This is a genomic window from Haemophilus haemolyticus, assembly GCF_003490935.1.
Taxonomy (GTDB): Bacteria; Pseudomonadota; Gammaproteobacteria; order Enterobacterales; family Pasteurellaceae; genus Haemophilus; species Haemophilus haemolyticus_M.
Map to the genome: position 1 here is coordinate 37,248 of NZ_QQGD01000002.1, position 25,054 is coordinate 62,301.

Consider the following 25,054-nt stretch of genomic DNA (forward strand, 5'->3'; position numbering starts at 1 on the left):
AAAGGGTTGAATATGAATCTATACTCACCCCTTTACCTTCATTAAGAGACGATATTATTTATCGCTTTCTTTTTCGTGTGGATTGCCTTTGACGCCAATATGAGAAATTTCCCCATTAGCATCAATCAAATAAGCTTGGCCAAAACCTCTTACAAAACGGCCTGTACCAAATGTAAGTTCAACTAAATCAAAATCAGTAAATTCACGGATCGTTTTAATTCCGCCTACATCATTCATAGTTTCGGCTAATTTATCTAAGACTTGTTCAACAATTGGATCTTCACGAGGAATAAAACGTGCACTTGCTTTATAACGTAAGCGAGTACGCACAATAATTGATTTCGCTTTGTTTTCATCTTCTAAAAACATCACCTCCGCTTGATTCGGATTGCGTTTCAAATTGTCATAATGCTCTGCAATGGCACTGATATAAATATAATATTTTCCATCAAGCAAAATAATTGGCGCATAAGATGCCATCGGTAAGCCATCTTTATCTAAAGTAGCAAGCACACAGCTTTTAAACTCTTGACGAAATTCATCAATTTTAGCTTTGATACGATCGTAATTCGCAACTGGTTTATTTTCTACACAAAGATTGATGATCGCTTGTTTAATTGAACCTGCGTCAGCTTGTTGTGGAAATTCCACGCGTAATGTTTTGCCACCATTATATTTAAAATCTAAACCACCAAAATCTACATTAACTAATGTGACATCCGTGATTTCATTTACGCCACCAAATTTTTTACAAAGAGCAGCCATATCATCTTGGTGATGATCATTCATGTGAGTGATAATTCTATTGAAATCCATTTTTGTTCCTTATATTTACAATTAATCTCATTATTCTACGGATTCTATTCCGTTAGGAATAATGTTGAGCATTATACTCAAGTAAAATATATTTAACATATTTTTCACAAAATAATAATATTTAAAAGAAAAAGGCCCTTAAGAAATAAGGGCCCAAAAGAACTGAAATAGTATTAATTATTTACCATCAACACTCACACCATAGAACGCATCATAGCCAAATGGGCTTTGAACATAGCCTTTTACGCGTGGACTAAGTGGTGCAAAACCAACAGAATGTGCTACCGGAATCCAAGGTGCTTGATTATGAATGATAACTTGCGCTTGTTTATAAAGTGCGGTGCGTTCTTCCTTATTTGTTAATCCAATTGCTTTATCTAGTAATGCATCAAATTCTGGATTTTTAAAACGAGCCATATTGGAATTACCCGCATTAGAACTTGCCAATAATGGAGATAAGAAGTTATCAGGGTCACCATTATCACCAGACCAACCAAAGATACCAGCAGTTAACTCACCCGCTTTCGCACGTTTTTGGTAATCCGCCCATTCATAGGTAACTGGGTTAGTTTTTACACCAACTTTTGCCCAGTCCGCCATGATAAGTTCAGCCATGCGTTTTGGATTTGGATTAGAGGCACGTACAACAGGTTGAATCCAAAAATCAGTTTCAAAACCATTTGGGTAACCCGCTTCTGCTAAAAGCTGTTTTGCTTTTTCTGGATCGTATGGATAATCTTGAACTTCATCGTTGTAACTCCAAATTGTTGGAGGAAGTGGATTTTTAGCTGGTGTGCCTGCGCCTTGGTAAACAGCTTCAATAATCGCTTTTTTATCCACTGCGTAGTTCAATGCTTGACGAACTTTGACATTATCAAATGGTGCTTTTTCGGTATTGAATGCGATATACGCCACGTTCAAACCTTTTTGTTCCAAAAGTTGTACTTTTGGATCTGTTTTCATTTTTGCTAAATCCGCTACATTCGGGAATAAAATTAAATCACAAGAGCCAGCCTGTAATTTTGCATAACGTGTTGTCGCATCTGGCACAATATTGATAACTAAACGATCCAATGGTGTTCTACCCTTCCAATAGTTTTCGTTTGCTACATATTGAGCGGCTTGATCCGTTTTGTAATCAACAAATACAAATGGTCCCGTCCCTACTGGGCGATTATCAATTGTTTCTGGCTTACCTGCTTTCAGCATTGCATCAGCATATTCTGCGGAATAAATAGAAATAAAATCCATGCCTAAACTTGCCAAGAAAGTTGCATCTTTCTTGTTTAAGGTAATACGAATTGTATTGTCATCTACTTTCTCCACTGATTTCAACAATTCAGGGAATTTCATTGCTTTGAAATATGGATAAGTCCCTTTAGATACATTGTGATATGGATGATTCGGATCTAACTGACGTTGGAATGAGAATACAACATCATCCGCATTAAAATCACGTATTGGGGTAAATTCTTTTGTTGTATGGAATTTAACACCTTTTCTTAAATGGAATGTGTAAGTTAAACCATCATCGCTAATTTCCCAGCTTTCAGCTAGGGCAGGTTCAATATCTGTTGAGCCTTTTTTAAATTCAACTAAGCGGTTATACACTTGTTGTGAACTTGCATTATAAGACGTCCCTTCCATCACAAGTGCAGGGCTAAATCCTAAAGGTGCTTTTGCTGTACAGTAAACAAAAGTATTGTTAGATGCAGATTTGGTTTCAGATTGTACGGTCGGTTTATTTGCTGAACCTGATTGATCGCAGGCTGCTAATACAAGAGTTGCAGCCGCAAGAGTTAGTGTTGATTTTAGCTTCATGATAGTTCCTCACTTTGTTGGCAGAGATTTATTAGAGCCTTGTCATATAACCAAGATGCTAGATAAATCCTATCTAAAATAAATGTTTAATAAGATATAAGCAAATGCTGCTTTTTTTAAATAAAAAAATTCTATGGATTATAACAAATTAATCTAAGGATCCTTCCGTAAATGATCGCCATCATTTTTATGTAATTTTATAAGCGACCAAACTAAGGCGATTGTAAAAAGTGATGAGGTTAAGAAAGTATAGCTAAATGCCTGTTGTAAGCCATCACTCGAGCTAAAGAAATGTCTATAAAGATTTAGAATTATCGATGAAATGGCAATACCAAATCCAATCCCAACTTGCTGCACAATACTTAATACTGTAGAACCTGTGCCTGCCTGTTGTTTTGAAAGATCACCAACAGTCAACGTATTAATTGAAGTGAAAATTATCGACATGCAAGCGCCATACCACATGAGATTACAAATAATCCAAGTCAGAGAACTTTGTTGATCTAACCAAGCCATTGAAATTACAGAGCCAGCCATCAAAAGTGCGGATGAAATTAGCGTTGTTTTATAGCCCCAATGATTTAAAATTCGTCCAATTAATATTTTCAAAATCACAGAAATTAGTGCAATCGGCGCTAATAGCCAACCTGACATTTCAGCACTGTAACCGAAAGATAATTGAAACATCAAAGGCAATAAAAAGGGAACGCCAGATGCAGATAATCGGATAAAAATATTGGCAATAATGCCTAATCTGAATGTACGAGTGCGGAAAAGGGATAAAGGTAAAATAGCATCTTCATTATTTTTGGCATAACTAGAATAAGCCACGAGTAACAAAACACCAACAACTAATACGCTATAGGTTGTAATTGGGCTATGTTGGCTTTTACCGAGTAAATCCAAACCAAGCGTAATGCCAACTAACCCTAATGCAAAGAGTAAAAAACCTGTCCAATCCAGTTTCTCTGACTCGCCTTTGATATTGTTCATCACGCTGCCTGATGCCAAAATTCCTAGTGCACCAATTGGAATATTAATTAAAAAAATCCAGTGCCAACTGGCGTGAATGACTAACCATCCACCTAAAATAGGCCCTAGAATTGGCCCAATCAAACCTGCAGTTGCCATTAAATTCCAAGCATTAACTAATTGTTGTTTAGGAACAGCTTGAATAATAGCTAAACGCGCCACTGGCATCATAAAAGCACCGCCCATCCCCTGAATCACTCTGGCTAAGATTAAACTTTCTAAATTAGGGGCAGCTGCACAAGCGATAGAACCTAAAATAAACGTGAAAACTGCACCACGAAAAACGCTCAATGTCCCAAATTTTGTCGCCGCCCAAGCGGTAAGAGGAATAAATAATGCAACGGCTAAAGAATAAGCAATAATCGCCATTTGCATTTCAAAGGCGGGTTTATGTAAATCGGAGGATATCGCCGGTAGGGCGGTATTAAGAATGGTGGCATCTAGGCTTTGCATAAAAAGTGCCATTGCTGCTACCCAAGCTAAACCGCGATAGGCATTGGATTCAGTCATCGTGCTCCGTGAAAATGGTGCAACCAATTTTCAATAAAATCGGCAATTTGCGGAATGCGGTTAATATCCAACAAAGTGCGGTCAATTTCAAGAGGATAATTCGTCGCAACCGCCACAACATATTCGTCAATTTCGGGTAAAGGTTTTGTCATTTCCTGACGATGGAGCAAAATCTTTTGAATTGGCTCTTGTTTAAAGCCTTCTACCAACACTAAATCTGTTAAAGTGCGGTCAAATTGTTGTGCTAAATAATCCAATGAAACAGGTTTTGGCGTTTCCGTCATGATCGCCCAGCGTTCATCATTCGCTAAAATGACCTGAGAAGAACCTGCCTCTTTCATACGCCAACTATCTTTTCCTTCTTTATCAACTTGCATATTGTGATGGCTATGTTTAATCACTGAAACGCGAATGTGACGAGCGATAAGCTCTGGGATAAGTTTTTCTGATAATGTTGTTTTACCACTACCGCTGTAACCGGTAATTCCAAGTAAAGGAATCTGATTGTTCATAAAAATAACCTTAAAAATAGCCGCACTTTAGATACGGAAAACCCCGAAATACCGGGGTTAATAAATTAAGAATGTTTTGCTGCGTAAGTTGCAAAAATAAAAGCAGCAATGGATATGAGAGCAAGAATGCCAAGACCAATTGTAAACCACATATTATTTCTTCTCCGATAGTTGACGAAAAATACGCCCAACAGCTAGGCAAAAGTAAGTGACAACAAGTAAGGAAGCAATATTCAATACTTTCAATAAAAAAACTGTTTCTCCGTAAAGTATAACAGGCATTGCTAGAATAGCAACTTTTGCCACATCATCACTAAGTTTTGACCAAGCCTCTAAAGAGCTTTTCTCAATGGGTAATTTAAATAAATTCAGCATAGTTTCTCCGATGAATAAAAGAGAAATTTTGCTGAAATAGAAAGGGAATTTCTCAACTAGCTTTATAGTTTGCGATCTAGATCGCAGAAATAATAAAAAGCGAATAAAAACTTAAGATAATATGCGCAATAAAACGGGCTGAAATTCTGTTTGTTGCCCTAATTTTCTGCTATAAGATTTTACAAAAATGAAAGAAAGTGCGGTTAATCCGAAGATTAAAATTGCACGCAGGATTTCATTATCGCTGATGTAATCAGACAACATAGTCGCAATTAATAAACTCAAAAGCGGTACAACATACATCAATAATGCCGACAACAACATCGACTTTTCTTCTAATCCAATTTCAACAATTTGACCTTCGCGTAATGGCATTAATGTTTCCACATTAAAAATATGCTCGCCACGTTTGCCGTTTAATTCGGAAAGGCTTGATGTTCCACAACTGTTTTTAGCTGAGCATTGACCACAGGAACTTTGGGATTGGCATTTCACTTTGGCAATGCCATTTTCATAGCTAATAACAACCGCACTTTCTCTTAACATTGGGATTCTCCCATATAAATATCAAAGCGATGATTTTTCGTTTCACGGCTAAAGTGTGGTTGTTTTCCACAAAGAAACTCTGCATAGTCAGGACGCTTCACGACCACACGTTTTTTAGCTAATCGTAGTGCAGGTAAAAGCAATTCATCGGCATCTAAATCTGCTCCAACTAAATGCTGGAATACGCGCATTTCTTTTTTTACTAGCGCAGATTTTTGTTTATGCGGATACATTGGATCGAGATAAACCACATCGGCATAATCAGTATTAGGATCAAGTTCATTAATATGGTGAACATTCAGCAAGCATAAATTTTGTTGCAACATCTCGCCGATTTCCTCATCTTGATAAGCACGATTTAAACCATCTTGCAGAAGTAAAAAAACAACAGGATGGCGTTCCACTAAACGAACTTGACAGCCAATCGAGGCTAGCACAAAGGCATCTCGTCCTAGACCAGCTGTGGCATCAATAACCGTTGGCAATTCCGAACCTTTAATCCCTACTGCTTTCGCTATGGTTTCTCCTCGTCCACCACCGAATTTACGACGATGAGCCATTGTGCCGCCTACAAAATCAACATAAACCGCACCGAGTTTAGGTTCGTCTAATTTACGAAGCTCTAAACGTTCATCAGTTTGAACAAGTGCAAGTGGGCTTTGTTCATCATGAATAATGTTATGTTCAGCACAAAGTGCGGTCAATTCTGCTAATGTTTTTTCTGAAGATTCAGAAATCAGCTGAATTCCTACTTTCGAATGAGCCATACGCCGCTTTCCATGTGGTCAGTGTAAGGGAATTGGTCAAATAACGCTGCTTTTTCAATGCGGTGCGTTTTTGAAAGTTCAACAAGATTATCGCACAGAGTATGTGGATTACAGGAAATATACAAAATGCGATCGTAATTTTGTACAAGTTTCACTGTATCAGGATCAAGCCCTGCGCGAGGTGGATCGACAAAAATGGTATTACATTCGTAAGACTTCAAATCAATCCCTTTCAAGCGGTTAAAGGCTCGAACCCCATTCATAGCCTGCGTAAATTCTTCTGCCGACATACGGATAATTTGTAAATTATCTACTTTATTTTCAGCGATATTAAACTGTGCGGCGGCTACGGAAGGTTTCGCGATTTCGGTTGCCAATACCTTACGGAAATTTTGTGCAAGTGCGATAGAAAAATTACCATTACCGCAGTAAAGTTCCAATAAATCACCTTCGCTATTTTGGGTACAATCAATTGCCCATTCAAGCATTTTGCAGTTTACCGTTGCATTTGGCTGGGTAAAACTATTCTCAACTTGGCGATAGACATAATTTCTGCCATTCACAAGTAAAACTTCATCCACATAATCTTGTTCAAAACAGATTTTTTGTTTACTTGCACGCCCGATCATTTGCACATCAAAACCTTGCTTTTCGAGTAAATCTTTCAGATTTTTAGCCGCACTTTCCCATTCTTCAGTGAGTGTTTTATGATAAAGCAAGCTCACAATAATCTTATTACTCAAGGTGCTAAGGTAATCAATTTGGAATAATTTTTTGTGCAGCACCTCTTGTTGTTTTAACAAAGGTAATAAGGTTTGCATCATACGATTAATCAGCGTGCTAGCGATTGGAAATTCATCCACGCGATAACGCTGTAGCGTCGCTTGATCAAACATAATATGGTAAAAATCATCTTGCTCATGCCAAATACGAAACTCCGCACGCATACGATAATGGCTTGTTGGAGAGTCAAAAACTTGAATATCCGGCGCATTAAAAGGGCGCAAAAGTGCGGTTAACTTTTCAAGTTTTTTTTGTAGCTGTTCGTTGTATTGAGAAATCGGTAATTGCATAGAAATTAGTATTCATAGGGCGTATGAAGACGAATCGTTCATACAAAGATAGGAGAATAAAGTTATCAGCCGTGAATTACGCGTGATTTCACAAGCTATTCAAAAACAAAAGGCAGACTTCCGCCTGCCTTGTTCAACATATCTTATTCGCCGGAATAATCTTCACCGCCAGAGGCAGCTTCACTCACATCACCAGATAAGGTGTAAACACGTTTTTTAGTGTTAATACGAGTACGATATTTATTCCAAGTTTTTTCAAAGAAAGTCTCTGCTGCGCGCTCACCACGGCAAAAAGCGACGAAATCTTTTTCTTCTTTAGTCGCTGGCTCACGTTCCCCTAAGTCTAATGCTTTGAACGCTTGGCCATATTGCTCAAGCACCTGTGATTCTTTGATTGTGTAATCACCATGACGGGAAAAACCACGTGGGTAGTTTTTGTCGTCAAAGAAACGACGCGTTACGCTAAAACTTGCAGCCATAATATTCTCTCTTCTTTCATTAATATTTACAAAATAGGGCAGGCATTAAACCAATTTTTCGTTATTTTTGCAATAAACCTTTTACGGTTTGCACATAATCTTTCACGAAATCATCGTAATTTAAACCTTCAGGGTTTACACGGAATTTTCCATTTACATAAAAATCAGGTACGCCATGCACTTTAAATTGTTCTGCGGCATTTACTTGTTTATTGACTAAACCATTCACTGCAAAACTATTAATGCCACCATCAAATTGCTCGGCGGTTACACCATTCGACAAGAAGATAGCTCGAATATCATCCATTGATTTTAAGGCATCCTTTTGAGCCGCTTCAAATAATGGTGCCTTTACTTTACTTTCTGCACCTAATGCCATAGCTAACGCCCAAGCACGCGTTAAGTTTTCAGACTGGCGACCTAAGAAATTCACATGATATTGTTTAAATTTCACATCTTTTGGTAAAGCATCTGCGACTTGTTGTGGAATTTTGTATTCCATTTCAAAGGCATAACAATGCGGGCAGTAGAATGAGAAAAACTCAATCACTTCTTTTTGCTGTGAAGCCTGTTGACTTACTTGAACATATTGTTTGCCTTCTTGTAAATCTACGGCAAAACTATTTGCAGACATAAGCGTGCTGATACCTAAACCTAACGCAAGTAATACTTTTTTCATTTGCTTTCCTTCTTATTTAATGATACCGCGAGCACGAAGCAATGCGGTTTTAAAATCTTCTTCGTAATCTTTTTTGAGACCAGGAATTGGCTCATGTTTATCGGTACCATCCATTTTTAACTGATAAATAATCACTTCATCAGTTAATTCATTTAATGGCTTTTGGAAACCTGATTCATTGGCAATTTTTTGCAAAATTTCCATTAAGCTCAAATCCGGGTCTTTAGACCAATAAGGCTGTAAAAGTTCCAAAACTTCATTTAAACGCTTACATTTCATTGCTATTTCCTTTTTAATCGTAAAAAATAGGCAAATGATACTTGAAATAACGATAGATTAAAATATGGCAATCACAATAAGCGCGGTAATTTTGGCTGGTGGCAAAGCACGCAGAATGGGCGGGCAAGATAAAGGATTACAGATTTTAGGTAAACAATCTTTAATTCAACATGTTATTTATCGCTTGCAACCACAAATTCATCAGATTTCAATTAACGCTAACCGAAGTCAAACAGAATATGCAAAATTTGGCTTTCCTGTTTTTTCCGATGAACTGCCCGATTTTCAAGGGCCATTGAGTGGCATGCTAACAGCCCTAGAAAAGACAAAAAGTGACTTTATTCTTTTTACACCTTGTGATACGCCTTTTTTCCCTACGAATCTTTTAGATAAACTCCAAAGTACGGTTAAAAATGACCGCACTTTAATTGCGTATGCTTGCGATGAGGAACGTGAACATCCCGTTTTTTGTTTGATGTCCGTTCAGCTAAAGGAAAAATTACGACACTATTTAGCATCGGGTGAACGACGCCTTTTGCAGTTTATGAAAGAAAATGGCGGGATTTCAGTAAAATTTACGAAAAAAGAAGGCAACTTTGAGAATTTTAATACGCTGGATGATTTAAAGAAAAACGGTAATCTAATCGAACACTAACAAAAGTGCGGTTTATTTTTATTATTTACGAGCACCAAATATCGCAATCAATTCTTTCACTTTTACGCGTTTTTCTGAATTCTGACTAATAGAACGTTGAACTTTGACCCGTTTAAATTTTGCGCCGTTATAAATTTCACGCGTAAATTTAGTATCGTGATTCGAGATCAATATCAGAATCTGTTTTTCTTTTTGTATAGATTTCGCTAAATCAGCTAAAGCACGTTGCTGCGCCAAGCCAAACTCATTCCCCGCATAACCAGTAAAATTAGTATCCTGTTGTAGCGGAGCATAAGGCGGATCGCAATAAATCACCGAATCCTTATCGGCAAATTCAAAAGTCTTTTGGAAATCACAACATAAAAACACCGCTCTTTGCGCTTTATGAGCGAAATAACGTAATTCATCTTCTGGAAAATAATGAGTTTTGTAAGCCCCAAAAGGTACGTTAAATTCATTTTTGCTGTTATAACGGCATAATCCATTAAAACCAAAACGGTTCAAATACAAAAAAATAATCGAACGTTCGAAAGGATCCGTAGAAGCATTAAATTGACGGCGTTTAGCGTAGTAATAATCGGGTGTATTGGCATCATCAGCGAAGAAAATTGGCTTGCAAGCTTCAATATAACCATCTACATTTTCTTTAACAATATTGAATAGATTGATTAAATCTGGGTTGATATCTGCCAAAATATAGCGTTCAAAATTAGAATTAAGAAATACTGCTCCAGCGCCCACAAATGGCTCAATTAAGCAGTTTTTTTTGTTTGGAAAGGCTTTATTTATATCGTCCGTTAAGCGAAATTTCCCCCCCGCCCATTTTAAAAATGGACGGTGTTTTAACTTAGGTTTTAAAGATTGTTTTTTCGGACGTAACATCTTAATCCATTTGAGTACAACGACGAATTGCGTTTAACACGAGGGTATGATCGGTATCATTCGCCACATAAGCTTGGCCTAGAGATTTGAGTAGCACCAGACGCAATTTACCCGCTAGAACTTTTTTATCACGCATCATATGCGGTAAATAGTCCTCCGGCTGCATCGTATCCGGTGATACGGTGGGCAAATTGGCACGAGCAAGTAATTTTTCAAGGCGAGACACATCTGCAATAGAAATATCTCCAAGCTCTTCCGAAAGTGCCGCAGCCATCATCATTCCCGTAGAAACAGCTTCGCCATGAAGCCAGTTTCCATAACCTAAGTGAGTTTCAATGGCATGTCCAAAAGTATGTCCAAGATTGAGCAATGCACGATCGCCCTTTTCTGTTTCATCTCTCGCAACCACATCCGCTTTAATTTGACAACAACGAGAAACACAATGTTGAAGCGCCTCAGGATGCAAAGCGACAAGTTCATCAATATGTTGTTCTAGCCATTCAAAAAATTCGTAATCTAAAATGGCGCCATATTTGATAACTTCGGCAAGACCCGCGTTTACTTCACGTTTAGGAAGGGTATTAAGCGTGAGCGTATCAATAATAACCATTGATGGCTGATAGAATGCGCCAATCATATTTTTGCCTAATTCATGATTAACCGCCGTTTTACCGCCCACTGAAGAATCCACTTGTGAAAGCAATGTGGTTGGAATTTGAATTAAACGGACGCCGCGCTGATAACTTGCCGCAGCAAATCCAGCAACATCGCCAATTACACCGCCACCCAATGCAATAATCGTGGTATCTCGTCCATGATTACCTTGCAAAAGTGCGGTGAAAATTAAGTTTAAAGATTCAAGCGTTTTGTATTTTTCGCCATCTGGCAATAAAACATGATCAACCACGCAACCACGTTTTTCTAACGCAGAGATGATGGTATCAAGATAAAACTGTGCGACCGTGGGATTCGTTACAATCATCACGCGATCCCCTCGTTTAATCGGGTAACTACGTTCATCTTGTAACAATCCGCTACCAATTAAAATAGGATAGCGACGCTCTTGCAATTCCACGTTGACGCACAGCATAATTTATCCTTAGGTGTGTTTAAAGTGCACCATTCAATCCATTCATATTATCAATTAAATCAACTATTTGATTTACCATTACTTTGGCATTTTGCTCATCGGTTGGCAAAGTGATGTCCGCAATTTCTTCATAAAGCGGATTGCGAATTTTTGCTAAATCTTCCAATACTTGACGAGGATTCTCTGCATCTTGAAGCAATGGACGTTTTTTATCACGTTGAGTACGTTGGAATTGTTTTTCCACCGTTGTTTCCAAATAAATCACAATGCCACGTGCAGATAGATAATTACGACTTTCTTTAGAAAGTACCGCGCCACCACCAGTTGAAAGCACAATGCCTTGCATTTGAGTAAGCTCATTAATAATGCGTTCTTCACGCTTACGGAAGCCTTCTTCACCTTCCAAATCAAAAATCCAGCTAATGTCCGCGCCAGTACGCTCTTCAATCACGGCATCGGAATCAATAAAATCCATATTAAGCTGTTGTGCTAATTGACGACCGATAGTGCTTTTGCCTGCACCCATTGGCCCCACTAAAAAAATATTACGTTTTTCCGCCATTGTTCTTTTCTAATTAAATTAAAGGTGAAATAAAAATTTGATCTTTCTAACAAAAATACACAGTCTAAAACAAATTTGACTACTTGAAAGATCTCCCAAAAAATGGCCTAGATTATCGCAATAAACTACCCTATATTTCAACCTTTCCAGAGAATTTATTTTCCACGAGAAACCATTCAGGTGTGAAATAATCACGATTCTCAATCATCTACGGCATCTTAAAGCAGCAAACTCATAACAAAAATAGCGCGTTAAATACGCGCTATTTTTAGTCTATTTTTCAATTTTATTTTTTAGGTAACGCATCAGTTGAAGCATTAAATTTCACGTTTGATGAAGTGTAAGCCTCAAAGTGCGGGTGTTTTTTCATAAATTTAATGAAACTTTCCGCATCAGGCAAGTATGTATCAACGCCTTCATATTTTGGATCGTTAAATAATTTACCAAAGGTTTTGTAACCGTCTTTACCGCCTGCAACATAAGCATTCGTTCCGACAAGATAACGTTTGTTATCATCAATTGGTTCCCATTGTTGGGTTTGTTTATTCAATACTTCCACACTCACTAAACGTTTACCCTCCGCATTCGGTGTTTCATTCGCTTCATAGCGAATACCCGCACCATAAGGGAATGCACCAGTTGAACCATCAACTAAAGCAAACTGCATTGCATCTTCAAGCACTTGTTTCACTAACGAACCTTCCATTTTATAGGTATATAAGGTATTCCCGAAAGGCAAGAAAGTATAAGCATCATTAAAGGTCACGTTGCCCGGTAAAATATCTGCGCGTACACCGCCCGCATTTTGAATAGTTAAATCCACTGTTTTGAGTTCGTTATACATTGTTTCTGCAATAAAACGTGTTGCAATAGAACCCTCTGGATTTGAACCTGCTTTATTTGGGATACGATTTGCTGAACCACCAGGCATTGCAGAACCAGTGATGACGCCCACAATTTCTTGTGCTAAACGATCTTTTTCACTTTTATATTTAGCAATAATCTTATCGGTTTTTGCATCGTGATCATCAAGTGAAATACTTTTCATTGATTTTAAAGTATCAAGTGCTTTTTTACGTTCATCGCCAGCTAATTCAGCCCATTTACCTTCCGCATTTTTCACTTGAAGTTTATGAGAACTCATTAACACATGAGGAATTTTACGAGTAATAGACGCAATACCTTCAGGACTGAATTTCACACCTAAGTCACCCACCACAGCAGAATAAGCCCAACCTTCCATTACAAATACCGGTTCGCCATTCGGATTTTTAAATTCAAGCGGATATTCATAGATTACTGGCAATTTTAAACCACGTAATTCATCATTTCCGTATAAATAATGTGAATCCCCAGTAACGATCACATCAATGTCATTTACTTTTTGAGCAATTTCGATATTTTTTTCACTTCCTGCATGTGAAAGTAAAATAATTTTATTAATACCTTGTTGTTTTAGCGCATTTGCCATAATTTGTGCGGTAGCAATTTCATCATAGAACTTCACATCCTTACCTGGTGAAGATGAATTAACCGTTTTATTCACGGTATCTAAACCGATAATAGCAATTTTTTCTCCATCCACAGTGAAAATATCGTAAGGTTTCCATTTGTTATATAAAATTGAATTTTTATCAGGAATAACATTGGCTGAAAGTACTGGAATTTTTAATGGCTCGAGTAGTTTTAATAAACCTTCATTACCCGCATCAAATTCATGATTACCCAAAGTAAAATAATCAAAATTACCTGCATTCATGACAGCCGCATCAGCGGAACCGCCAAAAAGGGTGAAATACAGCGTACCCGTAATCGCATCACCAGCATGTAGCACTAATGGATTTTTATACTTTTTGCGTAACTCATAAAGTTTTCCATTCACAGCAGAAAAACCACCAATATCAACCTTTGTTTGTTGACCATTTAAATTAATTCTCGCTTCGTGCGGTTCCAAGTAAGAATGGTGGTCATTAATATGTAAGATACTTAACTCCACCGCTTTATGTGCTTGCGGTGCTTCTTTAGCAAAGATGGCACCAGAGCAAAGCATTGCTAACGCACTAACAGCAAAGGTAACTGATTTTTTAGATAAAAACATAATGGCTCCTTATGAGTAAACAGATTAATTTAAGCCTTCAAGCATTGCTTGGAAAGTCTTATAACGAATAGCATAGTTATTGTGTTGAAGATTTTCACGTGCTTGATCTAAATACGAAAAATCATCAACCTCCACCCCGTTAAATTGGCGAGCAAACATCATATTAGCTAGAGCGAGACGGGGCTTAATTTCAGAAGAAGGGGTTATCAAACTCACTCGATTCTCAGTAATAGAAAAAGTTGTTTGATTAGGAAAATCTTGATGTATCTGTTCAATAATTTTTTGAAATATGCCTTTAGCATCCAAAGACAATAATATGATTTGATCTGCTTTTGCTCCCCGTTCGAGTAAAGCCTGAACAAATTGCTCCGAATTATCTGTTTGACGAATATAAATTTTTGCCTGCTCATTCGCTAAAAAAGACACCAGTAAGTTTTTCTTCATTTCCTGAATTAAATTAGCATCCCCAGTATTTACCGGCTCAAAGTATAAATAATCAAGAAATTTAGGGGTGAGATTTTTATCTGTTTTAAAAATTCGAGTGAGGATTTTTTCGCTTATCTGGATCTGATTATCAAGAAATTGAGGAGGTAAAGAAAAAAGTGCGGTAAGTTTTTTCTGTAAAATCGAAACTTGTTGTTTTTCTTGTTTGGCTAAAGCGATTGAAAATTGTTGCTTTAAAGCCTCAGCGGACTCAGTAGATATTGATTGGTGAGAAGATGGAGGAGGACTTGCTATCACAGATTGTTGAATGCCAATACATGACGCTAATCCAATTAACACAGAATGAAAACCGATTTTCATAATAAACCTCATTTAACTGATATTTTATCAATATAAAATACTGCTTAACGCGTAAACTTGACCTAAAACTGTTTAAGAGTTTCTTAGATTATACGTAAAACAAAATTGCATGTGAATGATAATGTTTACTTTTTCAAGAGAATATAACGTACTTATTAGAATGCTCATCCAAAACTTGCAATTTTGCTCAAAAAGTATAAAATTCGCAGGCTTTTTGTCTATATATACAGAGAAAAAAGTAAGCTATATTCTTAAATCGCTTTCGAGTTTAGGAATATTCTTTTAGCAATTAAACATTTAGAGGAAGGTTATGGTAACCATTCGTTTATCTCGTGGCGGAGCTAAAAAACGCCCATTTTATCAAATCGTAGTAGCTGACAGCCGTTCACCACGTGACGGTCGTTTCATTGAGCGTGTAGGTTTCTTCAACCCAATCGCACAAGGTAACGCAGAACGTGTTCGTATCGACCTAGACCGTGTTAACCACTGGGTTGGTCAAGGTGCATCACTTTCTGATCGTGTTGCGAGCTTGGTAAAAGAAGCACAAAAAGCAGCATAATTTTGCTTTTTGATTTAGTTCTTAAACTAAGATAGGTGAGAAATATGGAACAACAACGTATTGAAGTTGTGGGCAAATTAGGCTCAACCTACGGTATTCGTGGGTGGTTACGTATTTATTCATCAACAGAACAAGCTGAAAGCATTTTTGAGTATCAACCTTGGTTTTTAAAAATCAAAGGTGAATGGCAGCCAACAGAATTAGAAAACTGGCGTCATCATAATCATGAAATCATCGTGAAATTAAAAGGCGTTGATGACCGTGAAGCCGCACAAATTTTAGCAAATGTTGAAATTGGTGTGGATTTATCTGTTTTCCCAGAACTGGAAGAAGGCGATTATTACTGGCACGATTTAATTGGTTGCTCAGTCGTAAACCTAGAAGGTTATACAATGGGAACGGTAACAGAGATGATGGAAACTGGTTCTAATGATGTGTTAGTGGTGAAAGCCAATACGAAAGATGCTTTTGGAAAACAAGAGCGGTTAATTCCGTTTTTGTATGAACAAGTAGTTAAAAGAGTCGATCTCACCACGAAAACAATTGAAGTGGATTGGGACGCTGGTTTCTAATCTCAAGTATGCACAAACGTAATGTAGTAGGCTTTTTATGTGGATAGGGGTGATTTCATTATTCCCCGAAATGTTTAAAGCGATTACGGAATTTGGGGTTACAGGAAGAGCCGTAAAACATAATCTTCTGCAAGTGGAATGTTGGAACCCAAGAGATTTTACATTCGACAAACATAAAACCGTGGATGACCGCCCTTATGGTGGTGGCCCAGGAATGCTGATGATGGTGCAACCTTTACGGGATGCGATTCATGCTGCAAAAGCAGCGGCAGGAGAAGGCGCAAAGGTGATTTACCTTTCGCCACAAGGACGTAAACTCGATCAAGGCGGCGTAACAGAGCTTGCTCAAAACCAGAAATTGATTTTGGTATGTGGACGTTACGAAGGTATTGATGAACGGTTGATTCAAACTGAAATTGATGAAGAATGGTCAATCGGCGATTACGTTCTAACCGGTGGGGAATTACCAGCAATGACATTAATTGATGCTGTTGCGCGTTTTATTCCCGGTGTATTAGGCAAACAAGCCTCCGCAGAAGAAGATTCTTTTGCAGGTGGTTTATTAGATTGCTCGCATTACACCAGACCGGAAGTGTTAGAAGGATTAACTGTACCGCCCGTGCTGATGTCGGGACATCACGAAGAAATTCGGAAATGGCGATTAAAACAATCGCTACAAAGAACATGGCTCCGACGCCCTGAGCTCTTAGAAGGCCTAGCTCTGACTGACGAACAACGTAAACTGTTAAAAGAGGCGCAAGCCGAGCATAACAGTTAGTTTCAGTTACATCTAGGATCAATAAAGGATCAAACAATGTCTAACATTATCAAACAACTTGAACAAGAACAATTAAAACAAAACGTACCTAGCTTCCGCCCAGGTGATACTTTAGAAGTTAAAGTATGGGTAGTTGAAGGTAGCAAACGTCGTTTGCAAGCATTCGAAGGTGTGGTTATTGCAATTCGTAACCGTGGCTTGCACTCAGCATTTACTTTACGTAAAGTATCTAATGGCGTAGGCGTTGAGCGTGTATTCCAAACTCACTCTCCGGCTGTAGATTCTATCGCTGTTAAACGTAAAGGTGCAGTACGTAAAGCTAAACTTTACTACTTACGTGAACGTTCAGGTAAATCTGCTCGTATTAAAGAGCGTTTGGGCGAATAATTTCGCAAAGAAAAAGGCTTGGAATTCCAAGCCTTTTCTGCATTCATTATATTAATCAGCACTATAATACAATTTTCCGATTTCAATTTTTTGGCGACCAGTCTCTTCTCGCCATTTATTACTATCACGTAAAGAATACACACAGCCGCAATATTCCTGTTGATAAAACCGCTCACGCTTACTAATTTCAATCATACGTTGCGAGCCACCTTCTTTTCGCCAGTTATAATCCCAATAAATAACATCATCATATTTTTCCGCAGCGCGATGGCCACAGCCATTGATTTGATTCATATCCTTCCAGCGAGAAATACCCAAGCAACTAGTAAATACAGGGAAACCATGTTCATGAGCATATTCAGCAGCTTTTTCAAAGCGCATATCAAAACACATAGTACAACGAATTCCCCTCTCTGGCTCCCATTCCATTCCTTTGGCTCGATCAAACCAATTTTGACGATCGTAATCTGCATCAATAAATGGAATGCCAAATTTTTTGGCAAAACGAATATTTTCTTCTTTACGAATTAAATATTCTTTGAGTGGATGAATGTTTGGATTGTAAAAATAAATCGTAAATTCAATGCCTGATGCAAGGATTGCTTCCATCACCTCACCCGAGCAAGGAGCACAGCATGAATGTAAAAGAAGTTTATTATGCCCATCTGGCAACTCAAGTTTTTCACGAATAAAAGGTGCATTAGGATCTTTGCGTACTTTTTGTTTACGAGTTTTACCTTGAAAATTAACCGCACTTTGCTCAGGTTTAGATTGAAGTTCTGTATTCATAAAGTTTAATTAAAATTAATGGGTATAAAGTATATAAACTAAATTAAGGACTAATAATTTCTATCAACTGACAAATACGCTAAAGAAATTAATGCCTTCTTATAATCACTGTCTGGCAACATTGCAATTGCATCTACAGCTTTTTGAGCTTCTTCTTTTGCACGATTCATCGCGTAATCTAAAGACTTATGCTCAGCCATAATAGCTAATACTTCATCAATAGCTTCACGTTTACCGCCTTGCTCAATCGCTTCGCGAATTAAAGCCGCCTGTTGAGCATTACCATGACGCATAGCATGTAGTAGAGGAAGGGTTGGTTTTCCTTCAGCTAAATCATCGCCTACATTTTTACCTAGAGCTTGTGCATTTGCACTATAATCCAATACATCATCCACAAGCTGAAATGCAGTTCCAAGATAACGCCCATAATCTTGTAAAGCCTTTTCTTGAGCTTCTGTTCCACCCGCGACAATTGCAGCCGCCTGCCCCGCCACTTCAAACAAACGCGCAGTTTTGCTATAAATTACACGCATATAATTAGCTTCGCTCGTTTCGGGATCATTAACATTCATTAACTGCTGAACTTCACCTTCCGCTAAAACATTAGTCGCATCGGCCATAATTCCCAAAATCTTCAATGACTCTAATTGTGCAACTAATTGAAATGCACGCGTATAAATAAAGTCACCTACCAGTACACTTGCAGCATTCCCAAATTCTGAATTCGCCGTAGCGCGCCCACGACGCATATCGGACTCATCCACCACATCATCATGTAATAAAGAGGCAGTATGAATAAATTCAACAAAAGTAGCACAAGTAATCGCCTTAGCACCATCAAAACCTAAAGATCGAGCTGTAAGAACGGCGATCAATGGACGGATCCGCTTACCACCACCTTGAACAATATAAAAACCTAACTGTCCTATTAACGGAACATCTGAATTAAGCTGAGCAAGAATATTTTGATTAACTTTTTGCATATCGGGATCTGCAAGTTTCTGGATCGCGTCTATGCTCATAAGAGCTTGTTTCTTCATTTTTTCATCAATTATTAGTCAAAAGTGCGGTGTATTTTACCCGAATTTTCAGACTTTCTGAAATCAATCCGCAAATGAAGGGAATTTTTTTATTTTATTGTAAATAAATTCTTGCCATAGGTAGGATTTTTCCGTAGAATTTGCGACCTATTTATATGAATTTTTAAGTGTGGACTGCTAAAGAGCAGGGAAACACAATTAAGCGGAGTATTTATGTACGCAGTTTTCCAAAGTGGCGGTAAACAACACCGTGTGAGCGAAGGTCAAGTTGTTCGTTTAGAAAAACTTGAACTTGCAACTGGCGCAACAGTTGAGTTCGATTCTGTGTTGATGGTCGTTAATGGTGAAGATGTTAAAATCGGTGCACCAGTAGTTGCTGGCGCAAAAGTAGTGGCTGAAGTAGTTGCACAAGGTCGTGGCGAGAAAGTTAAAATCGTTAAATTCCGTCGTCGCAAACACAGCCGTAAACAACAAGGTCATCGTCAGTGGTTCACAGAAGTGAAAATCACTGGGATTCAAGCATAATTTCAGAGGAGATCAAGTAGATGGCAACTAAAAAAGCTGGTGGTTCAACTCGTAACGGTCGCGATTCTGAAGCTAAACGCCTTGGTGTTAAACGTTTCGGTGGCGAATCTGTATTAGCAGGTAGTATCATTGTTCGTCAACGTGGTACTAAGTTCCACGCGGGTAGCAACGTAGGTATGGGTAAAGACCACACCTTATTCGCAACTGCAGATGGTAAAGTTAAATTTGAAGTAAAAGGCGAGAAAAGCCGTAAATACGTAAGTATTGTTACTGAATAATTTAAAATCTATTCGATTGAAACGCCCTACAATTTTGTGGGGCGTTTTGTCTTTTTTAATTTCATATAAGCGAGCAAGCAATGAAACAACAACCTTTATTAGGCTTTACCTTTGCGCTTATTACCGCTATGGCTTGGGGCTCCTTACCTATCGCTCTCAAACAAGCTTTATCTGTAATGAATGCGCAAACTATCGTATGGTATCGTTTTATTGTAGCGGCAATCTCATTATTAGCCCTACTTGCTTATAAAAAGAAATTACCTGAACTAATGAAAGTCGGCCAATATGCTTGGCTTGCTCTTATTGGGGTAATTGGTCTTACTGGCAATTTTCTATTATTTAGTAGTTCGTTGAATTATATTGAACCTTCGGTTGCACAAATTTTTATTCATTTATCCTCTTTTGGAATGCTTATCTGTGGTGTACTGATCTTCAAAGAAAAATTGGGGCTGCACCAAAAGATCGGACTTTTCTTATTGTTAATTGGTTTAGGCTTATTCTTTAATGATCGTTTTAATGTATTTGCCGGACTAAATCAGTATTCAACAGGTGTCATCTTAAGCGTAGCAGGATCCCTTATTTGGGTCGCTTATGGAATGGCGCAAAAATTAATGTTGCGTAAATTTAATTCACAACAAATCTTGCTAATGATGTATTTAGGTTGTGCCATAGCCTTTATGCCGATGGCTGAATTCTCACAAGTACAAGAACTCACACCTTTAGCTCTGATTTGTTTTATTTACTGCTGTTTAAATACCTTAATTGGATACGGCTCTTATGCGGAAGCTCTTAATCGTTGGGATGTATCAAAAGTCAGTGTGGTTATCACACTTGTACCTCTTTTCACGATCCTATTTTCTCATATTGCCCATTATTTTAGACCTGCAGATTTTGCGGCACCAGAATTGAATAATATTAGCTATATTGGCGCATTTGTTGTAGTATGCGGGGCAATTTTATCCGCGATTGGACATAAATTATTACCGCATAAAACTCATTAAAGTGCGGTTTATTTTGGAGAAGTTTTAATGAAATTTATTGATGAATCCCTTATTCGAATTGAGGCTGGGGATGGTGGCAACGGTTGCGTAAGTTTCCGTCGAGAGAAATTTATTCCGAAAGGCGGCCCTGATGGTGGCGATGGTGGCGATGGTGGCGATGTATATTTACAAGCCGATGAAAACCTTAATACCTTAATTGACTACCGCTTTAATAAACGCTTTGCCGCAGAGCGAGGAGAGAATGGACGGAGTTCAGATTGTACAGGACGTCGCGGTAAAGATATTATTTTACCTGTTCCCGTAGGAACTCGCGCTATTGATAACGACACTAAAGAAACCTTGGGAGATTTAACCCAACATGGTCAAAAAATGTTGGTCGCCAAAGGTGGTTATCACGGTTTAGGGAATACTCGTTTCAAATCATCGGTAAACCGTGCGCCGCGTCAAAAAACAATGGGTACGCCGGGCGAAAAACGCGATTTATTATTGGAATTAATGCTACTTGCTGATGTGGGAATGCTGGGTTTACCTAATGCAGGTAAATCCACTTTTATTCGTGCCGTTTCTGCAGCCAAACCAAAAGTTGCAGATTATCCATTTACTACCTTAGTACCAAGTCTCGGTGTAGTGAAAGTTGATGACTCACACAGTTTCGTAGTCGCCGATATTCCAGGATTAATTGAGGGCGCAGCAGATGGTGCAGGACTAGGCATTCGCTTTTTAAAACATCTAGAACGTTGCAGAGTGCTTATTCATTTAGTCGATATTGCTCCAATTGATGGCTCTAATCCAGCAGATAATGTCGCTATTATTGAATCTGAACTTTTCCAATACAGTGAAAAATTATCAGAAAAACCACGTTGGTTAGTATTCAATAAAATTGATACGATGAGCGATGAAGAAGCTGAAGAGCGGGCTCGAGAAATTACTGAACAATTGGGTTGGGAAGAAGATTATTACCTAATTTCAGCTGCAACAGGGAAAAATGTTCTACCACTTTGTCGTGATATTATGGACTTTATCATCGCGAATCCACGCGAAGCTGAAACACAACAAGTTGCACCTGAAGAAGTGAAATTCAAATGGGAAGATTATCATCAGGAACAACTATCGGAGCATCAATTTAATGATGACGAAGATTGGGATGATGATTGGACTGAAGAAGATGATGAAGGAATTGAATTCATCTATAAACCTTAAGAAAGTCTAATTTTGTAAGCATTAAAAATTTAAAAGCACCTGAACTATTTTAGGTGCTTTTTACTATCAATCAACGCTCAAAAATTTCAGAATCAGTAAAGAAATAGGCGATTTCACGATTTACACTTTCCACACTATCCGAACCATGAACCGAATTCTCACGCTGACTTAATGCAAAATCTTTACGAATTGTACCTTCTGCTGCAGTTTCTGGATTCGTTGTACCAATCAAAGTGCGGTAATCTTTCACTGCATTTTCTTTTTCAAGAACAGAAACCACTATCGGTGAAGACATCATATAATCAACTAAAGGAGCAAAAAATTCTTTGCCTTGATGTTCTGCATAAAAGCCTTCAGCCTGCTCACGAGTTAAGCGTACCATTTTAGAGGCTATGATTTTAAAACCATTTTGCTCAAAACGGGTTAAGATTGCCCCAATTAGATTACGCTTTACCGCATCAGGTTTAATAATCGAAAAAGTTCTTTCTGTCATCATATCTCCTTACTTCAATGATTTTGATAACATTAAATTTGCTAAAGTTTGCACACCAATCCCTGTTGCGCCAACAGCCCATAAATCACTACCAGATTTACGATAAGTTGCGGAACAATCAATATGCAACCAATTTTGCTGATAATTTTTTATAAAATACGATAAAAATGCCGTTGCAGTGCTTGCACCCGCTCCAACTGGAACCGAACCAATATTAGCAATATCTGCAAAGGATGAATTAATTTGTGAACGATGAAAATCTTCAAATGGTAAACGCCAAAAAGGTTCGTTTTCTTGTTGTGCTGATTGGAAAAGATTTTTCACGAGATCATCATCCATAGATAATACCGAATGATAGTCATTTCCTACAGCCACTTTTGCTGCTCCAGTTAACGTCGCACAATCAATAATAAAACTTGGATTTTGGTTATCAGCCACAATCAATCCATCGGCTAACACCAAACGACCTTCAGCATCAGTATTCAGCACTTCTGCGCTCACGCCATTTTTATAAGTAATAATATCACCCAATTTAAATGCATTATTGCTCACCAAATTTTCTGCACAACATAAATACAGTTTAACGCGTTGATTTAATCCGCGAGCGATAGCGAAACCTAAAGCTCCCGTTAATAGTGCAGCACCTCCCATATCAGTTCGCATTGTGCTCATTCCATCACTTGGTTTAATGCTGTAGCCGCCACTGTCAAAAGTAATCCCCTTGCCAACTAAACAAGCTAACACTGGCGCATTCGGATCTTGTACTGGATTGAAATCTAGTTGCAACATAGCGGGCAAATTAGCTGAGCCTTTACCCACAGTCCAAATTCCATGATAACCTTGTTGCTCAAGCTCCTCCCCAGAAATAATCTTAAAATTTACCGCACTTTTTTCATTATAAATATCCGCTTGGTTTAAGATAAATTCAGCCGCACGCTCCGCTAATTTAACTGGCGTTAAACTTTGTGCTGGTTCATTAATAATCCCGCGCACAAAATCACCACATTCTATACGCGCTAACAATTCATCTTGCGGCTCATCATCTAAATGTGGAAACTCAATCGCGTAATCTTGTTTTGCGGTATAAAAACCTTGATAAAACGCCCAACAAAATTCCAAATCCCATTCTTCACCGACCAATTCCACCTCTTTAATCCCTTGCCCACGCAATTTACGAGCAACTTGTTGAACTAAAGTGCGGTCAATTTTTTCATTATTTTTTAAATGAATCGTAGCTTTATTAGAGTCAAAGCTCAAAATAGCACTTTTGCCCCAAGCGTCAGATGCTTGGTTTATTGATAATATAATTTCCATTTTTATTTCTCGAATATAAGCCCATAGCGGAATAAAACTATACCAGTTTTATTTTTAAATAGTTAATTATTTAAAACTCTTTGACACCATTCTTGATGGTTCAGATACCAAATTACTGTTTTTCTTAATCCAGATTCAAAAGTCTCTTTAGGCACCCAGAATAACTCATCATTGATTTTACTTGTATCAAGCGCATAACGAAGATCGTGACCTGGTCTATCTTGCACATAGCAAATTAAATCTTCATATTTATCAATATGTTTTGGTTTATTAGGTAAAAATTCTTCCAGTAAAGAACAAATAGAACTCACCACTTCAATGTTGGATCTTTCATTATTTCCCCCAATATTATACGTTTCCCCAATATTTCCTTTCGTCAAAACGAAATATAGTGCATCAATATGATCTTCAACAAATAACCAATCTCTAATTTGTAAACCATCGCCATAAATAGGCAGTGTTTTTCCCTTTATCGCATTTAAAATCATTAATGGAATTAATTTTTCAGGGTACTGATACGGGCCATAATTATTTGAACTATGTGTAATGATTGTCGGTAACCCATATGTTCTATACCAAGCCTGCACAAGATGATCGCTTGCCGCCTTTGAAGCAGAATAAGGGCTACTAGGTTTATAAGCTGATGTTTCAGTAAATAAACCCTCATTACTTTTTAAATCGCCATAAACTTCATCGGTGGAAATATGTAAGAATCGGAAGCTGGATTTTTTTTGATTATCTAAACGATGCCAGTAGTCTAGAATAGATTCAAGTAGCCTATAAGTGCCTACAATATTGGTTTGTATAAACTCCGAAGAAGCATTTATAGAACGATCAACATGGCTTTCAGCAGCAAGATGGATAACTGCATCAGGTTGATATTGTGAAAAAATATAAGACAACGCCTTAGTATCACAAATATCTGCTTGTACAAAAGCATAATGTGGACGGTTTTCTACAGTTTTAAGTGAGGATAAATTTCCTGCATAAGTCAGCTTATCAACATTGACGATCTTATTATGTGTCTTTTCAAGAAGATAACGGACAAGCGCAGAACCAATAAAACCCGCTCCACCAGTGACTAGAATTGTTCTATTTGTATTCGACATTTTACCCGAGTCTCGTTATAAACAATTTC

30 protein-coding genes are annotated in these 25,054 nt (G+C 37.9%); 9 read left to right on the top strand and 21 right to left on the bottom strand.

The genetic code is table 11. The annotated features are described in order from the left end of the window. Nucleotides 1–54: 54 nt before the first annotated feature. From DV417_RS02455 to DV417_RS02505, 11 genes are all read right to left on the bottom strand, one after another. The gene (locus DV417_RS02455) at nt 55–816 is read right to left on the bottom strand and encodes a HugZ family heme oxygenase (RefSeq protein WP_118878460.1); all 762 of its coding nucleotides are present in this window, start codon (nt 814–816) and stop codon (nt 55–57) included. A 177-nt stretch (nt 817–993) separates the two neighbouring features. Then, nucleotides 994–2,637 (bottom strand): ABC transporter substrate-binding protein, encoded by a 1,644-nt coding sequence (locus DV417_RS02460; protein ID WP_118878461.1) that lies wholly within the window; start codon nt 2,635–2,637, stop codon nt 994–996. A gap of 153 nt (nt 2,638–2,790) precedes the next feature. Then, nucleotides 2,791–4,179, bottom strand: a complete 1,389-nt coding sequence (locus tag DV417_RS02465) for an MDR family MFS transporter (protein WP_118878462.1) — start codon at nt 4,177–4,179, stop codon at nt 2,791–2,793. Further along, nucleotides 4,176–4,691, bottom strand: a complete 516-nt coding sequence (gene mobB, locus DV417_RS02470; protein ID WP_118878463.1) for a molybdopterin-guanine dinucleotide biosynthesis protein MobB — start codon at nt 4,689–4,691, stop codon at nt 4,176–4,178. Before mobB ends, DV417_RS02465 begins: the two co-directional genes overlap by 4 nt. 153 nt (nt 4,692–4,844) lie before the next feature. Then, nucleotides 4,845–5,066 (bottom strand): hypothetical protein, encoded by a 222-nt coding sequence (locus DV417_RS02475; RefSeq protein WP_053465596.1) that lies wholly within the window; start codon nt 5,064–5,066, stop codon nt 4,845–4,847. Nucleotides 5,067–5,177: 111 nt separating this feature from the next. Beyond that, the gene (locus tag DV417_RS02480) at nt 5,178–5,612 is read right to left on the bottom strand and encodes a SoxR reducing system RseC family protein (protein WP_118878464.1); all 435 of its coding nucleotides are present in this window, start codon (nt 5,610–5,612) and stop codon (nt 5,178–5,180) included. Then, nucleotides 5,606–6,379 carry a class I SAM-dependent methyltransferase gene (locus DV417_RS02485; protein ID WP_118878465.1) on the bottom strand — a complete coding sequence of 258 codons (774 nt, stop codon included), beginning with the start codon at nt 6,377–6,379 and terminating at the stop codon, nt 5,606–5,608. The genes DV417_RS02480 and DV417_RS02485 overlap by 7 nt, the downstream gene beginning before the upstream one ends. After that, entirely contained in the window at nt 6,361–7,452 is a 1,092-nt protein-coding gene (gene trmA, locus DV417_RS02490) for a tRNA (uridine(54)-C5)-methyltransferase TrmA (RefSeq protein WP_118878466.1), read from the bottom strand. Before trmA ends, DV417_RS02485 begins: the two co-directional genes overlap by 19 nt. 143 nt (nt 7,453–7,595) lie before the next feature. Continuing rightward, the gene (locus DV417_RS02495; RefSeq protein WP_005626449.1) at nt 7,596–7,931 is read right to left on the bottom strand and encodes a MaoP family protein; all 336 of its coding nucleotides are present in this window, start codon (nt 7,929–7,931) and stop codon (nt 7,596–7,598) included. Between the two features lie 61 nt (nt 7,932–7,992). After that, on the bottom strand, nt 7,993–8,610 hold the full coding sequence (dsbA, locus tag DV417_RS02500) for a thiol:disulfide interchange protein DsbA (RefSeq protein ID WP_118878467.1): 618 nt from the start codon (nt 8,608–8,610) through the stop codon (nt 7,993–7,995). Between the two features lie 12 nt (nt 8,611–8,622). Then, nucleotides 8,623–8,889: a YihD family protein gene (locus tag DV417_RS02505; protein WP_005631120.1), complete on the bottom strand. Its 267-nt coding sequence runs from the start codon at nt 8,887–8,889 to the stop codon at nt 8,623–8,625. A 64-nt stretch (nt 8,890–8,953) separates the two neighbouring features. On the opposite strand from DV417_RS02505, the gene mobA reads away from it, so the two are divergent. Continuing rightward, a complete protein-coding gene (gene mobA / locus DV417_RS02510; RefSeq protein ID WP_118878468.1) occupies nt 8,954–9,544 on the top strand; it encodes a molybdenum cofactor guanylyltransferase MobA in 591 nt (196 codons plus the stop codon). A gap of 21 nt (nt 9,545–9,565) precedes the next feature. On the opposite strand, the gene DV417_RS02515 is transcribed toward mobA, so the two are convergent. From DV417_RS02515 to DV417_RS02535, 5 genes are all read right to left on the bottom strand, one after another. Continuing rightward, nucleotides 9,566–10,426, bottom strand: a complete 861-nt coding sequence (locus tag DV417_RS02515; protein ID WP_118878469.1) for a Dam family site-specific DNA-(adenine-N6)-methyltransferase — start codon at nt 10,424–10,426, stop codon at nt 9,566–9,568. Nucleotide 10,427: 1 nt separating this feature from the next. Beyond that, nucleotides 10,428–11,516 (bottom strand): 3-dehydroquinate synthase, encoded by a 1,089-nt coding sequence (aroB, locus tag DV417_RS02520; protein ID WP_118878470.1) that lies wholly within the window; start codon nt 11,514–11,516, stop codon nt 10,428–10,430. 19 nt (nt 11,517–11,535) lie between these two features. Then, nucleotides 11,536–12,078, bottom strand: a complete 543-nt coding sequence (aroK, locus tag DV417_RS02525; RefSeq protein WP_005626436.1) for a shikimate kinase AroK — start codon at nt 12,076–12,078, stop codon at nt 11,536–11,538. A gap of 286 nt (nt 12,079–12,364) precedes the next feature. After that, nucleotides 12,365–14,176, bottom strand: coding sequence for an NAD nucleotidase (nadN, locus tag DV417_RS02530; RefSeq protein WP_118878471.1), 1,812 nt, complete (start codon nt 14,174–14,176; stop codon nt 12,365–12,367). Between the two features lie 24 nt (nt 14,177–14,200). After that, nucleotides 14,201–14,980 (bottom strand): amidohydrolase family protein, encoded by a 780-nt coding sequence (locus DV417_RS02535; protein WP_118878472.1) that lies wholly within the window; start codon nt 14,978–14,980, stop codon nt 14,201–14,203. A gap of 310 nt (nt 14,981–15,290) precedes the next feature. Here DV417_RS02535 and rpsP point away from each other — a divergent pair, with 310 nt between their 5' ends. The 4 genes from rpsP to rplS are packed head-to-tail and all read left to right on the top strand — an operon-like array spanning nt 15,291 to nt 17,276. Then, nucleotides 15,291–15,539 (top strand): 30S ribosomal protein S16, encoded by a 249-nt coding sequence (rpsP, locus tag DV417_RS02540; RefSeq protein WP_005626429.1) that lies wholly within the window; start codon nt 15,291–15,293, stop codon nt 15,537–15,539. Between the two features lie 44 nt (nt 15,540–15,583). Next, nucleotides 15,584–16,111, top strand: a complete 528-nt coding sequence (gene rimM, locus DV417_RS02545; protein WP_005626427.1) for a ribosome maturation factor RimM — start codon at nt 15,584–15,586, stop codon at nt 16,109–16,111. Nucleotides 16,112–16,148: 37 nt separating this feature from the next. Next, nucleotides 16,149–16,889, top strand: coding sequence for a tRNA (guanosine(37)-N1)-methyltransferase TrmD (trmD, locus tag DV417_RS02550; RefSeq protein ID WP_118878473.1), 741 nt, complete (start codon nt 16,149–16,151; stop codon nt 16,887–16,889). Nucleotides 16,890–16,925: 36 nt separating this feature from the next. Further along, nucleotides 16,926–17,276, top strand: a complete 351-nt coding sequence (gene rplS, locus DV417_RS02555) for a 50S ribosomal protein L19 (protein ID WP_005626422.1) — start codon at nt 16,926–16,928, stop codon at nt 17,274–17,276. 51 nt (nt 17,277–17,327) lie between these two features. Here rplS and DV417_RS02560 read toward each other — a convergent pair whose 3' ends face one another. Both DV417_RS02560 and ispB read right to left on the bottom strand, forming a co-directional pair. Further along, nucleotides 17,328–18,065 (bottom strand): epoxyqueuosine reductase QueH, encoded by a 738-nt coding sequence (locus DV417_RS02560; RefSeq protein WP_009500118.1) that lies wholly within the window; start codon nt 18,063–18,065, stop codon nt 17,328–17,330. 50 nt (nt 18,066–18,115) lie between these two features. Then, on the bottom strand, nt 18,116–19,105 hold the full coding sequence (gene ispB / locus DV417_RS02565; protein ID WP_118878474.1) for an octaprenyl diphosphate synthase: 990 nt from the start codon (nt 19,103–19,105) through the stop codon (nt 18,116–18,118). A gap of 213 nt (nt 19,106–19,318) precedes the next feature. Between ispB and rplU the strand changes: the two genes are divergently transcribed. The 4 genes from rplU to cgtA all read left to right on the top strand — a co-directional run bounded on the left by rplU (nt 19,319) and on the right by cgtA (nt 22,109). Then, nucleotides 19,319–19,630: a 50S ribosomal protein L21 gene (rplU, locus tag DV417_RS02570; protein ID WP_005626416.1), complete on the top strand. Its 312-nt coding sequence runs from the start codon at nt 19,319–19,321 to the stop codon at nt 19,628–19,630. Nucleotides 19,631–19,650: 20 nt separating this feature from the next. Beyond that, nucleotides 19,651–19,908: a 50S ribosomal protein L27 gene (gene rpmA / locus DV417_RS02575; RefSeq protein WP_005626413.1), complete on the top strand. Its 258-nt coding sequence runs from the start codon at nt 19,651–19,653 to the stop codon at nt 19,906–19,908. Nucleotides 19,909–19,988: 80 nt separating this feature from the next. Further along, entirely contained in the window at nt 19,989–20,909 is a 921-nt protein-coding gene (locus DV417_RS02580; RefSeq protein WP_118878475.1) for a DMT family transporter, read from the top strand. 27 nt (nt 20,910–20,936) lie between these two features. Continuing rightward, the gene (gene cgtA, locus DV417_RS02585) at nt 20,937–22,109 is read left to right on the top strand and encodes an Obg family GTPase CgtA (protein WP_118878476.1); all 1,173 of its coding nucleotides are present in this window, start codon (nt 20,937–20,939) and stop codon (nt 22,107–22,109) included. A gap of 70 nt (nt 22,110–22,179) precedes the next feature. Here cgtA and ndk read toward each other — a convergent pair whose 3' ends face one another. From ndk to rfbB, 3 genes are all read right to left on the bottom strand, one after another. Continuing rightward, nucleotides 22,180–22,602 (bottom strand): nucleoside-diphosphate kinase, encoded by a 423-nt coding sequence (gene ndk, locus DV417_RS02590; RefSeq protein WP_192878534.1) that lies wholly within the window; start codon nt 22,600–22,602, stop codon nt 22,180–22,182. Nucleotides 22,603–22,611: 9 nt separating this feature from the next. Next, nucleotides 22,612–23,916 (bottom strand): aminopeptidase PepB, encoded by a 1,305-nt coding sequence (gene pepB, locus DV417_RS02595; RefSeq protein WP_118878478.1) that lies wholly within the window; start codon nt 23,914–23,916, stop codon nt 22,612–22,614. A 62-nt stretch (nt 23,917–23,978) separates the two neighbouring features. After that, nucleotides 23,979–25,025, bottom strand: coding sequence for a dTDP-glucose 4,6-dehydratase (rfbB, locus tag DV417_RS02600; RefSeq protein WP_118878479.1), 1,047 nt, complete (start codon nt 25,023–25,025; stop codon nt 23,979–23,981). Between the last annotated feature and the right edge of the window lie 29 nt (nt 25,026–25,054).

Excerpts from the sequence above, each read along its gene's own strand:
- ndk (WP_192878534.1), bottom strand. The coding sequence starts at position 22,602 with ATGACAGAAAGAACTTTTTCGATTATTAAACCTGATGCGGTAAAGCGT.
- pepB (WP_118878478.1), bottom strand. The coding sequence starts at position 23,916 with ATGGAAATTATATTATCAATAAACCAAGCATCTGACGCTTGGGGCAAA.
- rfbB (WP_118878479.1), bottom strand. The coding sequence starts at position 25,025 with ATGTCGAATACAAATAGAACAATTCTAGTCACTGGTGGAGCGGGTTTT.
- DV417_RS02480 (WP_118878464.1), bottom strand. The coding sequence starts at position 5,612 with ATGTTAAGAGAAAGTGCGGTTGTTATTAGCTATGAAAATGGCATTGCC.
- ispB (WP_118878474.1), bottom strand. The coding sequence starts at position 19,105 with ATGAAGAAACAAGCTCTTATGAGCATAGACGCGATCCAGAAACTTGCA.
- rplS (WP_005626422.1), top strand. The coding sequence starts at position 16,926 with ATGTCTAACATTATCAAACAACTTGAACAAGAACAATTAAAACAAAAC.
- trmD (WP_118878473.1), top strand. The coding sequence starts at position 16,149 with ATGTGGATAGGGGTGATTTCATTATTCCCCGAAATGTTTAAAGCGATT.
- DV417_RS02485 (WP_118878465.1), bottom strand. The coding sequence starts at position 6,379 with ATGGCTCATTCGAAAGTAGGAATTCAGCTGATTTCTGAATCTTCAGAA.
- DV417_RS02495 (WP_005626449.1), bottom strand. The coding sequence starts at position 7,931 with ATGGCTGCAAGTTTTAGCGTAACGCGTCGTTTCTTTGACGACAAAAAC.
- DV417_RS02580 (WP_118878475.1), top strand. The coding sequence starts at position 19,989 with ATGAAACAACAACCTTTATTAGGCTTTACCTTTGCGCTTATTACCGCT.
- DV417_RS02560 (WP_009500118.1), bottom strand. The coding sequence starts at position 18,065 with ATGAATACAGAACTTCAATCTAAACCTGAGCAAAGTGCGGTTAATTTT.
- rpmA (WP_005626413.1), top strand. The coding sequence starts at position 19,651 with ATGGCAACTAAAAAAGCTGGTGGTTCAACTCGTAACGGTCGCGATTCT.
- rpsP (WP_005626429.1), top strand. The coding sequence starts at position 15,291 with ATGGTAACCATTCGTTTATCTCGTGGCGGAGCTAAAAAACGCCCATTT.
- DV417_RS02535 (WP_118878472.1), bottom strand. The coding sequence starts at position 14,980 with ATGAAAATCGGTTTTCATTCTGTGTTAATTGGATTAGCGTCATGTATT.
- nadN (WP_118878471.1), bottom strand. The coding sequence starts at position 14,176 with ATGTTTTTATCTAAAAAATCAGTTACCTTTGCTGTTAGTGCGTTAGCA.
- mobA (WP_118878468.1), top strand. The coding sequence starts at position 8,954 with ATGGCAATCACAATAAGCGCGGTAATTTTGGCTGGTGGCAAAGCACGC.
- DV417_RS02505 (WP_005631120.1), bottom strand. The coding sequence starts at position 8,889 with ATGAAATGTAAGCGTTTAAATGAAGTTTTGGAACTTTTACAGCCTTAT.
- mobB (WP_118878463.1), bottom strand. The coding sequence starts at position 4,691 with ATGAACAATCAGATTCCTTTACTTGGAATTACCGGTTACAGCGGTAGT.
- DV417_RS02455 (WP_118878460.1), bottom strand. The coding sequence starts at position 816 with ATGGATTTCAATAGAATTATCACTCACATGAATGATCATCACCAAGAT.
- cgtA (WP_118878476.1), top strand. The coding sequence starts at position 20,937 with ATGAAATTTATTGATGAATCCCTTATTCGAATTGAGGCTGGGGATGGT.
- DV417_RS02475 (WP_053465596.1), bottom strand. The coding sequence starts at position 5,066 with ATGCTGAATTTATTTAAATTACCCATTGAGAAAAGCTCTTTAGAGGCT.
- DV417_RS02460 (WP_118878461.1), bottom strand. The coding sequence starts at position 2,637 with ATGAAGCTAAAATCAACACTAACTCTTGCGGCTGCAACTCTTGTATTA.
- aroK (WP_005626436.1), bottom strand. The coding sequence starts at position 12,078 with ATGGCGGAAAAACGTAATATTTTTTTAGTGGGGCCAATGGGTGCAGGC.
- rimM (WP_005626427.1), top strand. The coding sequence starts at position 15,584 with ATGGAACAACAACGTATTGAAGTTGTGGGCAAATTAGGCTCAACCTAC.
- rplU (WP_005626416.1), top strand. The coding sequence starts at position 19,319 with ATGTACGCAGTTTTCCAAAGTGGCGGTAAACAACACCGTGTGAGCGAA.
- trmA (WP_118878466.1), bottom strand. The coding sequence starts at position 7,452 with ATGCAATTACCGATTTCTCAATACAACGAACAGCTACAAAAAAAACTT.
- aroB (WP_118878470.1), bottom strand. The coding sequence starts at position 11,516 with ATGCTGTGCGTCAACGTGGAATTGCAAGAGCGTCGCTATCCTATTTTA.
- DV417_RS02465 (WP_118878462.1), bottom strand. The coding sequence starts at position 4,179 with ATGACTGAATCCAATGCCTATCGCGGTTTAGCTTGGGTAGCAGCAATG.
- dsbA (WP_118878467.1), bottom strand. The coding sequence starts at position 8,610 with ATGAAAAAAGTATTACTTGCGTTAGGTTTAGGTATCAGCACGCTTATG.
- DV417_RS02515 (WP_118878469.1), bottom strand. The coding sequence starts at position 10,426 with ATGTTACGTCCGAAAAAACAATCTTTAAAACCTAAGTTAAAACACCGT.